This is a genomic window from Pseudomonas sp. Tun-23181 (genome assembly GCF_057415455.1).
On record NZ_CM171630.1, the window covers coordinates 5,649,060 to 5,661,532 of the forward strand.

A 12,473-nucleotide genomic window follows, 5' to 3' on the forward strand; every position below is an offset into this window, starting at 1 on the left:
CCATGAGCCAGGATGACACTCCCGACCTTGCCGCGCCGCAGGCGGACAAGGTGGCGCCGGAGGCAGTGGCGCTGCGCGCCCAGCCGCGTCCAGTCACACGCCTGAACCGGCGCTCGCTGGCCATCCTTGCCGGCGTCCTAGCGGTCGCCGTGCTCGGCGCGCTGATGTGGTCGCTGCAACCTCATCGACGCAGCACAGGCGAGCAGACCGAGCTTTACAACGTCGATCGCGTGTCAAAGTCGGAAGGACTGGATGCGCTGCCGACGGACTATTCCAAGCTGCCGCCGGCGTTGCTGCCTGCCGTTCCCGAACTAGGGCCACCGCTGCCGGGCGATCTTGGCCCGGCTATCGTGAAGTCGCAGCAACCGGCGACGGCTGCCTACGCGGCCCCCGGTCACGACCCGAACGATGCCCTGCGAAAAGAAGCCGAGGCGGCCGCGGCCTCGTCCGTGTTCTTCCGCTCGGGTGGGCAGAATGCGGCGCCGGTAGCGCAGACACAGGTGGCCGCTGCGCCGGGCTTCGCCGCCAATGCGGCGTTTGACCCGCTGGCGGCCGGGCCGGCCTCCACGGCGGCCCAACCTGCTGACCCGACAGCGGTGCAAAACCGGCAAGACCAGAAAGAGGCTTTCATGAAAGCTGGCCCCACTGAAACCCGTAATTCCGGCAATCTGACTCTGCCAATTTCGCCGTATCAGGTTATGGCCGGAACAGTGGTCGCAGGTGCCTTGGTGACGGGCATCAAGTCGGACTTGCCCGGCGACGTGATCGCCACGGTGACGGAGCCGGTCTATGACACAGCCACCGGGCGCTTCCTGCTGATTCCGCAGGGTTCGCGCATCCTGGGCAAATACAACAGCCAGGTCAGCTACGGGCAGAGCCGCGTTCAAGTCGTCTGGAACCGGATCATCCTGCCGGACACGTCTTCGCTCACGCTCGACAACCTGGCCGGCACCGACCCAGCCGGCTATGCCGGGCTGGAGGACGATGTGGACTACCACTGGGGCCGCATCTTTGCCGGTGCGGCACTCACCACGCTGCTGGGCGTCGGTGCCGAGCTGGCCGCGCCGGAGAACCGGCAGGATGGTGATCGCGTCATCATCGCTGGGCGCGACAGCGCGCAGGACAGCATCAATCAGGTCGGCCAGGAGATGACCCGGCGCAACCTCAACATCCAGCCGACCTTAACGCAACGGCCGGGCCTGCCGGTTCGCATCATCGTCAACCGGGATCTGGTGCTGCGGCCGTACCAGCCGCTGTTCTTCAACCGGGGGACTTCACGATGAGCACGACCAAGAAGCTGCGGCTCGGCCCGCTGCCGAAGACCGAGAGCACCAAGCTGACTTTCGTTTGCCCGACCAGCTTGAAAGTCGACCTCGACCGCTACGCCGCGCTACACGCGCAGGCGTATGGCGAGGCCGTTGATGCGGCGACGCTGATCCCGCATATGCTGGAAGCGTTCATGGCGGGGGATCGAGGATTCAGGAAGGGCACGGCGACCCGCAGCACACCACCGAAGCCGCCATGATTGCACCGCATGCTATTCAACGGCATCCATCGAACGCGCAGCCCAGGCTGCGCGTTCTTCATTCTGGATGCCGCCGAGCCTGTTGGGCTATGATGATGCGACAGGCCCGCCGTTCCTCGGCAATCCAGCACTACACAGTGCGATGCGGCTTTCTCTCCCAACGCTCCTATGTCGCTCCTAGCCGACAACGCCGCTCTTCTTCTAAGCGGCCCCGAAAGGAGCTAACCTACTGTCCCATATACGGTTTCAAGTCCTTCTTGATTTGCGCGAAAGAATTGACACCGGCACTTTTTTGTGTGCGAGGCCGAGCCTGCAGGGTTGATAGCGTGAGGAGTGAGGCATGGAGTTTCGCGGAACGGGCAGGGCGCTGGCCTGCGTGGCAGCGCTGCTGTCGCCGCTGGCGATGGCGGCGGGCAAGTGCGAGCGCCTGGTGGCGACCGGCAGCCCGGATGCGCCACCGTATTCCTGGCAGGACCCGAACGACCCCCGGCACCTGATCGGTGCCAATGTCGACTTGCTGCGCCAGGTGGCCAGGGAGCTTGGCGTGTCGCTCGAGGTATTGCACGCCGGTAAGCGCGAGCAGGCGCTGGAGGAGGTACGCAGCGGGCGCATGGACCTGCTGGTCGATACCCCCATGCAGGTAGGCCAGTTGACCGCGCTGGACTATATCCATCCGCCCCTGCAGCTCAACGAGTATCTGGTCTGGACTCGTCATGACGCCTCGGTGGTGTTCGATGGCCCGGCGGACCTGGCCCGCTATCGGGGTAGCCTCTCGGAAAGGGCACGCCTGACGCCGGCCTTCGAAGCCTTTGCCAAGGCCCAGCTCAATCTGGAGCCGGCGCAGAACCTGACCCAGGCGTTCCAGAAGCTGGTGCTGGGTCAGGTCGACTACGTGCTGGCTGGCCGTTATGCGGGCATGGGCATGATGCAGAGCCTGGGCATGGGCAACGACCTGATCGCCCGTGGCCTGCCGGTGGACCGCCCGGGCCTGTACCTGGCCGTGTCGCACAACTCGGCCTGCAATGACGCCTGGTTGCGCGGACAACTGGCGAAAAAACTGACAGAATTGCCGATTTCCGGGGCATCCGAGGCGGTGCTGCAGCGCAATGTCGAGCGCTGGAAGGCACAGATGCAGGGGCCGCAGGATGCTCCCAAACAGTAGGAAGATTGCGTGAGAACCCAACCATTGATCCTGGCCCTGGTCGTGCTTGGCCTGTCGGGCTGCGCCAACGATCCGGCGCCCAACGAGCAACTGCGCTTGTCCGAACAGGCGTTGGAGCAGGCCAAGGCCGTCGGCGCCACCGACCAGGTGGAGGCGCTCAAGCTGGCTGAAGACAAACTGGCGCGGGCCAAGGCCAACATGACCCGTGCAAGCTACCGTGAAGCGCGCATGCGTGCCGAGCAGGCCGAGCTGGATGCGCGTCTGGCCGAGGCCCAGGTGCTGACCAGCAAGAGCGAGGAGCAGCTCGAGCTGCTGCAATCGCGGGTCACGCGCCTGCGCAAGCAGCTGGAGGTGCAGCCATGATGGGCAAGCCATCGATGGCCGCCCTGGCGCTGCTGGCGCTGGTCGGTTTGCAGGGCTGCGCCAGCCAGCGCAGCGCCTCGGCGCTGGATGAGGCCAGCACCGCATTCCAGCGGGTCAAGGACGATTCCGATGTGCTGCGCAGCGCTCCCCGCGATGTGATCCGCGCAGGCGAGTCGCTGGCCAAGGCCGAGCGTCTGTCCAGCTACATCGGTACCGGGGCCGATGTTCGCCACTATGCCTACCTGAGCCGGCGCTACAGCGAGATTGCCGGCGAGCACGCCAAATTGGCGCTGAACCAGGAGCGGCTGGCCAAGCTCGATCTGGAGCGCCAGCGCCTGCAGTTGGCCTTGCGCGAGGCCAAGCTGGCCAGTGTGCAGCAGCAGGGCAAGTGGGTCGAGGCGCAGATCGCCGCCTTGGCTTCCGAGCAGAGCGACCGAGGGCTGGTGATGACCTTGGGCGACGTGTTGTTCGATACCGGGCGCGCCGACCTGAAGAACTCGGCCAGCCGCACAGTCCTCAAGCTGGTCCAGTTCCTTCAGCTCAACCCGCGTCGGGTGGTGCGCATCGAGGGCTATACCGACAGCACCGGCGCTCCCGAGGACAACCTCAAGCTGTCTCGCGACCGGGCCCAGGCCGTGGCCGACATGCTGGTCGACCTCGGTGTCGACGAGAAGCGCATCCAGGTCGAGGGTTATGGCGACCAGTACCCGGTCGAGGCCAATGCCTCGGAGCGGGGCAGGGCGCAGAACCGGCGGGTGGAGATCGTCTTCTCCGACGACAAGGGCAAGCTGGCGCCGGTGCGCTGATATTCGAGCCAGGGCTGCTGCGCAGCCCTTTCGCGACACAAGGCCGCTCTCACAGGTACGACGCTGCGCTGTAATCCAGCGCCGTACCTGTGAGAGCGGCCTTGTGTCGCGAAGCGCCCCCAAAAGGGCCGGCGCAGATCATATCGGGCGCGAACGAGGCCAGTTCTTCATTCGTCGGAACGAAGCGCCAGCATCCATCGCATGGCTGTCACGCAACTGTATTGTTGACTATTCTGCGATCTGTCCCAGTACACTTTGCAACTGTTACGGTATTCTGTCTCGTCAGTGAGCCGCACAAGAACAACGAACCCGTTTGCGCTTCGAGAAACCGCCATGACCAACCTGCTGCTGTACCAGCGCATCGCCCAGCAACTGGCCGACGACATCCGCCGGGGTGTCTACCAGCCCGGCGAGCGCGTACCGTCCGTACGCAAGATGAGCGCCCAGCTCAACGTCAGCCACGCCACGGTGCTGCAGGCCTACGCCAACCTGGAGGACCAGGGGCTGATCCGCGCGCGTCCGCAGTCGGGGTACTACGTGCACCAGACCCCAGCGCTGACCGCCCAGACACCGGATATCGCCCGGGTCGAGCGGCCTGGCCTGGTCACCCGCGCCAGTATCATCCAGCAGGTGCTGACCGAGGCGCGGCGCGATGGCGTGTTCCCGTTCGGTGCGGCGGTGCCCCACGTGGACTACCTGCCGGTGCGGGCGCTGCACCAGCAACTGGCCAAGGTCACGCGCTTCCATAGCCCACGGGCGTTCAGCTATATGTTCAGCCCCGGCTTCGAGCCGTTGCGCCGGCAGATCGCTATCCGCATGCGCGATGCCGGGGTGCTGGTCGATCCGCGCGAGGTCGTGGTCACCCACGGCTGCGTCGATGCCCTGCAGATGTCGCTGCGGGTGCTGACCCGGCCGGGCGACCTGATCGCCGCCGAATCGCCGACCTACTACGGCTTGCTGCAACTGGCCGACCTGCTGGGCCTGAAGGTCATCGAGATTCCCAGCGATCCGTCCACTGGCATCAGCCTCGAGGCCCTGCAACTGGCGGCCAACCAGTGGTCGATCAAGGCCCTGGTGCTGACCCCGCGGCTGAGCAACCCGCTCGGCGGCACCATTCCCGAGGAGCGCCAGAAGCAGCTGTTGCGCCTGGCCTCGGACTTCGACATCCAGATCGTCGAGGACGATATCTACGGCGAGCTGATGTTCGAGCAGGGGCGCACCAAGGCGCTCAAGGCTTTCGATCGCCTGGACCGGGTGATCTACTGCTCGAGTTTCTCCAAGACCTTGTCGCCAGGGGTGCGTGTCGGCTGGATGATCGCCGGGCGCTACCAGGACGAGATCCAGCGCCTGCAGACCTTCACCACCCATTCGGCCTGCAGCGTGACGCAGATGGGCGTGGCGGCCTACCTGGAGAACGGAGGCTATGATCGACACCTGCGCTACATCCGCCAGGAGTACCGCAAGAACCTCAGTGCCTATCAGTTGGCAGTGCAGCAGCACTTTCCGGAAGGTACGCAGATGACCCGGCCCACGGGGGGCTTCATCCTCTGGGTCAGCCTGCCGGGGCGGGTCAATACCCAGGAGTTGCACGTGCGGGCGCTGGAGCAGGGGATCAGCATCGCGCCGGGGCTGATCTTCAGCAACACCGAGCAGTTCAACCACTGCATCCGGCTCAATTGCGGTATTCCGTGGAACAAGGAGGCGGAGCGCGCGGTGATCACCCTCGGGTTGCTGGCCCACCAGCTGTGCAAGGCGCCGGCAGGTTCGCTGCTGTAGGCTTGCCAGGCGCGAAAGGAACAGAGAGCATACGCATCTTTGCAGCTGGCCTTCGATGTCGATGAAAGCGCTTCGCTCTCTTGCCCTGTTCTTCTGCCTGGCGCCTCTGTGCCTGTCCAGTGGGGCGCTGCAGGCTGCACAACCGGCGGTCCAGGCGCAATCGAAACCCGGCGCGGTCGTGGCCAAGCCCAAGCCCGTGGCGCGCAAACCACTGCGTAAGGCCGTGGCGAAACCGCTGCCAAAGCCCAAGCTGGACTTGAGCCTGCCTGTGGAGATGGTCAAGGACCTCAAGCCCGACGTCGGCACCTCGACGCCAGGTCGCGCGCCGTTGTTGCCGTCCATGTTCCCGGTAAAGCCGATGTCCGACGACAGTCCGTTCCAGCTCAATGGCCGCCTGATCAGCAACGAGATGCAGCTGCAGTTGCGCAACGACAGCCGGCGTGATGTGGACGGGGCAGCCATCGATTTCGAATTCCGCCAGTAGTCGGTCCAACTGACTGCCCGGTCAGGGCAGATTTCATCCGGCCAGCAATTTCAAACGTATGTTTGAGCGGTTACCATCCAGGGACGCTCGTCCCATTCTGTTCCAGGGAGTCCTGTTTTCATGAAATGCCGAGAGGGCTGTGGCGCCTGCTGCATCGCACCTTCCATCAGTTCGCCGATGCCGCGCATGCCCCAAGGCAAGCCGGCGGGTGAGCGTTGCCTGCACCTGACCGTGGAAAACCTCTGCGACCTGTTCGGCAAGCCCGAGCGACCGAAGGTGTGTGGTGGTTTCAAGGCGGACGTCGAGGTATGCGGCGACGACCGCGACGAAGCGATCAGGATTCTCGGTTGGCTGGAGCAGATGACGGCGGCGTGACAGGCTGGAACTTCGACAACAAGGACAAAGATGATGAGATCGTTCAAGCGTATTGCACTGCTGTGTGGCATGGGTGTCCTGCTGGCGCCGGCCGCCTGGGCCGAGAACTGGCAGGTAGCCAAGGACGAGGAGGGGATCAGGGTGTCCCTGAGCAAGGTGCCTGGCTCCAAGTACAAGGCCTACCGTGGGGTGACGGTGATCAAGGCGCCGCTGGCCAAGGTCAAGGCGCTGCAGGAGGATGTGGCAGGCGCCTGTGCCTGGATCCATGAGTGCAAGTCGCAGAAGTTGCTCAAGCATGAAGGTGACCAGAGCTGGACCTATACCCAGTTCAATACGCCCTGGCCGGTGACGCCGCGTGATTCGGTCCTGCACGTGACCACCACCGCCGAGGCCGACGGCAGCGTGACCCGCAGGATCGAGGAGGATCCCAAATACATTCCCGAGGAGAAGGGCTATGTGCGGGTGGCGCAGGTGAAGGGGTACTGGAAGCTGGTGCCCAAGGGGGATAGTACCGAAGTGACCTACCAGGTGCATACCGAGCCTGGGGGGAGCGTGCCTTCGTGGCTGGCCAACACGTTCGTGGTGGATGCGCCGTTCAATACGCTCAAGGGGTTGCGGCAGTTGGCCGAGAAGCCTTGAGGTTGTGCGCCATCTCGGTGGAGGCTGGGTTGGTGTGTTTACGGAGCTTTCGGTCCTAGGGGGGCGAAGCGGCCCCGGCGGTGGTGCCACTGCTCAAACGGATATTCGTACGCCAGAAAGCCCAAAGAAAAAGGCCACCCAAGGGTTAATGTCAGTCAGTTAAGCGGCGCTTTGTCATTTTTGGGGCTACCTTGCAGCCCATCGCCGGCAAGCCGGCCCCCACAGGGGCCGCGGCGACCACACACGATGCGGTTTGCACGGACAATGTGGGAGCCGGCTTGCCGGCGATGGGGCGCGAAGCGGCCCCAAATGACAACTGAAAGCCTAACTGACCGGCATTGACCCAAGAGTGGTCTTTTTCATGTCACGCATCCGGCGTTGCCAGGCAACCCTTAGGCGCGATCCTTCAGGTCAACGATGTCACGCTGCTCGTGACCGGTGTACAGCTGGCGCGGGCGGCCGATCTTGTACGGGCCGGAGAGCATTTCCTTCCAGTGCGAGATCCAGCCCACGGTACGCGCCAGGGCGAAGATCACGGTGAACATGCTGGTTGGAATGCCGATCGCCTTGAGGATGATGCCCGAGTAGAAGTCGACGTTCGGGTACAGCGAGCGCTCCTTGAAGTACGGATCGGTCAGGGCGATCTCTTCCAGGCGCATGGCCAGCTCCAGCTGCGGATCGTTGATGCCCAGCTCGCTGAGCACTTCGTCGCAGGTCTGCTTCATCACGGTGGCGCGCGGGTCGCGGTTCTTGTACACGCGGTGGCCGAAGCCCATGAGCTTGAACGGATCGTTCTTGTCCTTGGCCTTGGCGATGAACTTGTCGATGTTCGACACGTCACCGATCTCGTCCAGCATGTTCAGCACCGCCTCGTTGGCGCCGCCGTGGGCCGGGCCCCACAGCGCGGCGATGCCGGCGGCGATACAGGCGAACGGGTTGGCGCCCGAGGAACCGGCCAGGCGCACGGTGGAGGTGGAGGCGTTCTGCTCGTGGTCGGCGTGGAGGATGAAGATCCGGTCCATCGCCTTGGCCAGTACCGGGCTGATCGGTTTGATCTCGCACGGGGTGTTGAACATCATGTGCAGGAAGTTCTCCGCGTACGACAGGTCGTTGCGCGGATACATCATCGGCTGGCCCATGGAGTACTTGTAGACCATCGCCGCCAGAGTCGGCATCTTGGCGACCAGGCGTACCGCAGAGATCTCGCGATGCTGCGGATTGTTGATGTCCAGGGAGTCGTGGTAGAACGCCGACAGGGCGCCGACCACGCCGCACATCACCGCCATCGGGTGGGCATCGCGACGGAAACCGTTGAAGAAGGATTTCAGCTGCTCGTGGACCATGGTGTGGTTCTTCACGGTGCTGACGAACTGGGCCTTCTGCTCGGCGTTCGGCAGTTCGCCGTTGAGCAGCAGGTAGCAGGTTTCGAGGTAGTCCGATTTTTCGGCGAGCTGTTCGATCGGGTAGCCGCGGTGCAGCAGGACACCCTTGTCGCCATCGATATAGGTGATCTTCGACTCGCAGGATGCGGTCGCCATGAAGCCAGGGTCGAAGGTGAAGTGACCGGTAGCCCCCAACCCGCGGACGTCGATAACATCGGGACCAACGGTGCCGGTTAAAATGGGCAGCTCGACGGGGGCTGCGCCCTCGATGACCAACTGCGCTTTTTTGTCAGCCATGTGGCCTCCTATTAATGCTTGAAATCATCAGACAGACCCCCCACGCAGGGCCCGCACCACTATAGAGGGATAAATTCGAATGTCAATTTGCCTAAAGGCTGGTTGAAACGCCCTCGCAGCCTTGTTTTTTCGCGAAATTGTCGCCCGTTTACGCCTTTTGTTCGCCAAAGGCAATGCGCTATTTGGGCTAGCCCCTCACGTTGTCATAAGCAGCCTAACTGTCTATACTCCGCAACCGACCGCCAGGGGCTTGCAAGCCCGTTCCGCTGGGGGTCGTCGCTCCCTGGGTGGTGGGTACCTGACCAGTACACTTACCAACAACTTTGCCCTGTTAGCTAGGGGCTCTTCAGTGTGAAAAAAGCCGTGAAAAGCCAACGACCTGTAAACCTAGACCTAAGGACCATCAAACTCCCGATCACCGCTTACACGTCCATTCTTCACCGTATCTCCGGCGTCATCCTGTTTCTCGGCCTGGCCATCATGCTCTATGCATTGAGCAAGTCCCTGGGTTCCGAGGAAGGTTTCGCGGAAGTGAAGGCGTGTCTGACCAGCCCGCTGGCCAAGCTGGTGACCTGGGGGCTGCTGTCCGCCCTGCTGTATCACCTGGTGGCTGGCGTACGCCACCTGATCATGGACATGGGCATCGGTGAGACGCTGGAAGGCGGCAAGCTGGGCTCGAAAATCGTGATTGTCATCTCCGTGGTGGTGATCGTTCTGGCGGGAGTTTGGGTATGGTAACCAATGTCACGAACCTGTCGCGTTCGGGCCTCTATGACTGGATGGCGCAGCGCGTCTCTGCGGTCGTTCTCGCGGCTTATTTCATCTTCCTGATCGGCTACCTCGTGGCCCACCCGGGCATCGACTATGCCCAGTGGCACAGCCTGTTCTCCAACAACGCGATGCGTATCTTCAGTCTGTTGGCCCTGGTGGCCCTGGGCGCTCACGCCTGGGTCGGCATGTGGACCATCGCCACCGACTACCTGACGCCGATGTCCTTCGGCAAGTCGGCGACTGCGGTACGTTTCCTGTTCCAGGCGGTTTGCGGCGTCGCGATGTTCGCGTACTTCGTCTGGGGTGTACAGATTCTCTGGGGTATCTGATTCATGGCTAGCCTTCCAACGATTTCCTTCGACGCCATCATCATCGGTGGCGGCGGCGCCGGCATGCGCGCAGCGCTGCAACTGGCCCAGGGCGGTCACAAGACCGCGGTCATCACCAAGGTCTTCCCGACCCGTTCCCACACCGTGTCCGCCCAGGGCGGCATCACCTGCGCCATCGCTTCGGCCGACCCGAACGACGACTGGCGCTGGCACATGTACGATACCGTCAAGGGTTCCGACTACATCGGTGACCAGGACGCGATCGAATACATGTGTCAGGAAGGCCCGGCCGCGGTCTTCGAACTGGACCACATGGGCCTGCCGTTCTCCCGTACCGAAACCGGCCGCATCTACCAGCGTCCGTTCGGCGGCCAGTCGAAAGACTACGGCAAGGGTGGCCAGGCTGCCCGTACCTGCGCGGCCTCCGACCGTACCGGTCACGCGCTGCTGCACACCCTGTACCAGAACAACGTCAAGCACGGCACCGTGTTCCTCAACGAGTGGTACGCCGTCGACCTGGTGAAGAACCAGGACGGTGCCATCGTCGGTGTGATCGCCATCTGCATCGAGACCGGCGAGACCGTCTACGTGCGTTCCAAGGCCACCGTACTGGCCACCGGCGGTGCTGGCCGTATCTATGCCTCCACCACCAACGCCCTGATCAATACCGGTGACGGTGTCGGCATGGCCCTGCGTGCCGGCGTGCCGGTGCAGGACATCGAGATGTGGCAGTTCCACCCGACCGGCATCGCCGGCGCCGGTGTGCTGGTCACCGAGGGTTGCCGCGGCGAGGGTGGCTACCTGATCAACGCCCACGGCGAGCGCTTCATGGAGCGTTACGCTCCGAACGCGAAGGACCTGGCCGGCCGCGACGTGGTCGCCCGTTCCATGGTCAAGGAAATCATCGCCGGCAACGGCGTGGGCCCGAACAAGGACCACGTGCTGCTGAAGCTGGACCACCTGGGCGAGGAAGTGCTGCACAGCCGCCTGCCAGGTATCTGCGAACTGTCCAAGACCTTCGCCCACGTCGACCCGGTCGTCGCGCCGGTGCCGGTCATCCCGACCTGCCACTACATGATGGGCGGCATCGCCACCAACATCCATGGCCAGGCCATCACCATGGACGCCAACGGCCAGGATCACATCATCGAAGGCCTGTTCGCCGTAGGTGAAGTGGCGTGCGTATCGGTCCACGGCGCCAACCGTCTGGGCGGCAACTCGCTGCTCGACCTGGTGGTGTTCGGTCGCGCCGCCGGCCTGCACCTGGAGAAGGCGCTGAGCGAAGGCATCGAGTACCGCGACGCCAGCGACACCGACGTCGACGTGGCCCTGAACCGCCTGAACAAGCTCAACGAGCGTACCGCTGGCGAAGACGTCGCCAGCCTCAAGCGCGAGCTGCAGAGCTGCATGCAGAACTACTTCGGTGTATTCCGTACCGGCGAATACATGCAGAAGGGTATCGAGCAGCTGGCCGGCCTGCGCGACCGTATCGCCAACGTCAAGATCAACGACAAGTCCCAGGCCTTCAACACCGCGCGTATCGAAGCGCTGGAGCTGCAGAACCTGCTGGAAGTCGCCGAAGCTACTGCCATCGCGGCCGAAGCCCGTAAAGAGTCCCGTGGCGCCCACGCCCGTGAAGACTTCGAAGACCGTGACGACGAAAACTGGCTGTGCCACACCCTGTACTACCCGGGTGAGAAGCGCGTGGCCAAGCGTGCAGTCAACTTCGCGCCGAAGACCGTACCGGCCTTCGAACCAAAAGTCCGGACTTACTAAGGGTGGCCGCTATGTTGCAAGTCGAAGTTTATCGTTACAACCCGGACACCGATTCGGCCCCGAAGATGCAGGCCTTCCAGGTCGACACCGGTGGCAAGGACCTGATGGTGCTGGACGTGCTGGCCTTGATCAAGGAGCAGGACGAAGGTTTCTCCTACCGTCGCTCCTGCCGTGAAGGTGTCTGCGGTTCCGATGGCATGAACATCAACGGCAAGAACGGCCTGGCCTGCATCACCCCGCTGTCGTCGGTGGTCAAGGGCAACAAGCTGGTCCTGCGTCCGCTGCCGGGCCTGCCGGTCATTCGTGACCTGGTCGTCGATATGAGCATCTTCTACAAGCAGTACGAGAAGGTGAAGCCGTTCCTGCAGAACGACACGCCGGCCCCGGCCATCGAGCGTCTGCAGTCGCCGGAAGACCGTGACAAGCTGGACGGCCTGTACGAGTGCATCCTGTGCGCTTGCTGCTCGACCTCCTGCCCGTCGTTCTGGTGGAACCCGGACAAGTTCCTCGGTCCCGCCGCGCTGCTGCAGGCCTATCGCTTCCTGGCCGACAGCCGTGACACCAAGACCCAGGAGCGCCTGGCGTCCCTGGATGACCCGTTCAGCGTATTCCGCTGCCGCGGGATCATGAACTGCGTAAACGTTTGCCCGAAAGGTCTGAACCCGACCAAGGCGATCGGTCACGTACGTAACATGCTGCTGCAAAGCGGCACTTGATGTAAGACCGCTGTAACCGTTGCAAGCCGAGGTGCGGGTGGTGAGCCCGCACCGAGGTAAAACCCGAGCAAG

The 12,473-nt window shown here is 63.4% G+C and carries 14 protein-coding genes; 13 read left to right on the forward strand and 1 reads right to left on the reverse strand.

What is annotated here, in order from left to right:
• The first annotated feature begins 2 nt into the window (after positions 1-2).
• The 9 genes from ACDI39_RS26550 (at position 3) to ACDI39_RS26590 (ending at position 7,130) form a co-directional block, all read left to right on the forward strand.
• Positions 3-1,283, forward strand: coding sequence for a TraB/TrbI/VirB10 family type IV secretion system protein (locus ACDI39_RS26550; protein WP_003092274.1), 1,281 nt, complete (start codon positions 3-5; stop codon positions 1,281-1,283).
• Positions 1,280-1,525: a DUF2274 domain-containing protein gene (locus tag ACDI39_RS26555; RefSeq protein ID WP_000108283.1), complete on the forward strand. Its 246-nt coding sequence runs from the start codon at positions 1,280-1,282 to the stop codon at positions 1,523-1,525. Before ACDI39_RS26550 ends, ACDI39_RS26555 begins: the two co-directional genes overlap by 4 nt.
• Positions 1,526-1,865: 340 nt before the next feature.
• Positions 1,866-2,687 carry a substrate-binding periplasmic protein gene (locus tag ACDI39_RS26560; RefSeq protein ID WP_253101230.1) on the forward strand — a complete coding sequence of 274 codons (822 nt, stop codon included), beginning with the start codon at positions 1,866-1,868 and terminating at the stop codon, positions 2,685-2,687.
• 9 nt (positions 2,688-2,696) lie between these two features.
• Positions 2,697-3,050 (forward strand): DUF4398 domain-containing protein, encoded by a 354-nt coding sequence (locus ACDI39_RS26565; RefSeq protein ID WP_225790373.1) that lies wholly within the window; start codon positions 2,697-2,699, stop codon positions 3,048-3,050.
• Entirely contained in the window at positions 3,047-3,856 is an 810-nt protein-coding gene (locus tag ACDI39_RS26570) for an OmpA family protein (RefSeq protein ID WP_486537171.1), read from the forward strand. Before ACDI39_RS26565 ends, ACDI39_RS26570 begins: the two co-directional genes overlap by 4 nt.
• A 333-nt stretch (positions 3,857-4,189) precedes the next feature.
• Positions 4,190-5,632 (forward strand): aminotransferase-like domain-containing protein, encoded by a 1,443-nt coding sequence (locus ACDI39_RS26575; protein ID WP_225790375.1) that lies wholly within the window; start codon positions 4,190-4,192, stop codon positions 5,630-5,632.
• Between the two features lie 61 nt (positions 5,633-5,693).
• Positions 5,694-6,116 (forward strand): hypothetical protein, encoded by a 423-nt coding sequence (locus ACDI39_RS26580; RefSeq protein WP_253091005.1) that lies wholly within the window; start codon positions 5,694-5,696, stop codon positions 6,114-6,116.
• A 120-nt stretch (positions 6,117-6,236) separates the two neighbouring features.
• Positions 6,237-6,491, forward strand: a complete 255-nt coding sequence (locus ACDI39_RS26585; RefSeq protein WP_486537172.1) for a YkgJ family cysteine cluster protein — start codon at positions 6,237-6,239, stop codon at positions 6,489-6,491.
• Between the two features lie 33 nt (positions 6,492-6,524).
• Complete coding sequence (locus tag ACDI39_RS26590; protein ID WP_486537173.1) at positions 6,525-7,130, forward strand: START domain-containing protein; 606 nt, start codon at positions 6,525-6,527, stop codon at positions 7,128-7,130.
• A 392-nt stretch (positions 7,131-7,522) separates the two neighbouring features.
• On the opposite strand, the gene gltA is transcribed toward ACDI39_RS26590, so the two are convergent.
• Positions 7,523-8,809 (reverse strand): citrate synthase, encoded by a 1,287-nt coding sequence (gene gltA, locus ACDI39_RS26595; protein ID WP_225790378.1) that lies wholly within the window; start codon positions 8,807-8,809, stop codon positions 7,523-7,525.
• A gap of 351 nt (positions 8,810-9,160) precedes the next feature.
• On the opposite strand from gltA, the gene sdhC reads away from it, so the two are divergent.
• Genes sdhC through ACDI39_RS26615 form a run of 4 tightly spaced genes read left to right on the forward strand, consistent with a single transcriptional unit; the run spans position 9,161 to position 12,401 of the window.
• Positions 9,161-9,547, forward strand: a complete 387-nt coding sequence (sdhC, locus tag ACDI39_RS26600; RefSeq protein WP_225790379.1) for a succinate dehydrogenase, cytochrome b556 subunit — start codon at positions 9,161-9,163, stop codon at positions 9,545-9,547.
• Complete coding sequence (sdhD, locus tag ACDI39_RS26605) at positions 9,541-9,909, forward strand: succinate dehydrogenase, hydrophobic membrane anchor protein (RefSeq protein WP_225790380.1); 369 nt, start codon at positions 9,541-9,543, stop codon at positions 9,907-9,909. Before sdhC ends, sdhD begins: the two co-directional genes overlap by 7 nt.
• Positions 9,910-9,912: 3 nt before the next feature.
• A complete protein-coding gene (sdhA, locus tag ACDI39_RS26610) occupies positions 9,913-11,685 on the forward strand; it encodes a succinate dehydrogenase flavoprotein subunit (protein ID WP_225790381.1) in 1,773 nt (590 codons plus the stop codon).
• Between the two features lie 11 nt (positions 11,686-11,696).
• Positions 11,697-12,401, forward strand: coding sequence for a succinate dehydrogenase iron-sulfur subunit (locus tag ACDI39_RS26615; protein WP_225790382.1), 705 nt, complete (start codon positions 11,697-11,699; stop codon positions 12,399-12,401).
• Positions 12,402-12,473: the final 72 nt, after the last annotated feature.

What these genes read in the sequence shown, in the direction of transcription:
- ACDI39_RS26550 (WP_003092274.1), top strand. Translation starts at nt 3, where the DNA reads ATGAGCCAGGATGACACTCCCGACCTTGCCGCGCCGCAGGCGGACAAG.
- ACDI39_RS26555 (WP_000108283.1), top strand. Translation starts at nt 1,280, where the DNA reads ATGAGCACGACCAAGAAGCTGCGGCTCGGCCCGCTGCCGAAGACCGAG.
- ACDI39_RS26560 (WP_253101230.1), top strand. Translation starts at nt 1,866, where the DNA reads ATGGAGTTTCGCGGAACGGGCAGGGCGCTGGCCTGCGTGGCAGCGCTG.
- ACDI39_RS26570 (WP_486537171.1), top strand. Translation starts at nt 3,047, where the DNA reads ATGATGGGCAAGCCATCGATGGCCGCCCTGGCGCTGCTGGCGCTGGTC.
- ACDI39_RS26575 (WP_225790375.1), top strand. Translation starts at nt 4,190, where the DNA reads ATGACCAACCTGCTGCTGTACCAGCGCATCGCCCAGCAACTGGCCGAC.
- ACDI39_RS26580 (WP_253091005.1), top strand. Translation starts at nt 5,694, where the DNA reads ATGAAAGCGCTTCGCTCTCTTGCCCTGTTCTTCTGCCTGGCGCCTCTG.
- ACDI39_RS26585 (WP_486537172.1), top strand. Translation starts at nt 6,237, where the DNA reads ATGAAATGCCGAGAGGGCTGTGGCGCCTGCTGCATCGCACCTTCCATC.
- ACDI39_RS26590 (WP_486537173.1), top strand. Translation starts at nt 6,525, where the DNA reads ATGAGATCGTTCAAGCGTATTGCACTGCTGTGTGGCATGGGTGTCCTG.
- gltA (WP_225790378.1), bottom strand. Translation starts at nt 8,809, where the DNA reads ATGGCTGACAAAAAAGCGCAGTTGGTCATCGAGGGCGCAGCCCCCGTC.
- sdhD (WP_225790380.1), top strand. Translation starts at nt 9,541, where the DNA reads ATGGTAACCAATGTCACGAACCTGTCGCGTTCGGGCCTCTATGACTGG.
- sdhA (WP_225790381.1), top strand. Translation starts at nt 9,913, where the DNA reads ATGGCTAGCCTTCCAACGATTTCCTTCGACGCCATCATCATCGGTGGC.
- ACDI39_RS26615 (WP_225790382.1), top strand. Translation starts at nt 11,697, where the DNA reads ATGTTGCAAGTCGAAGTTTATCGTTACAACCCGGACACCGATTCGGCC.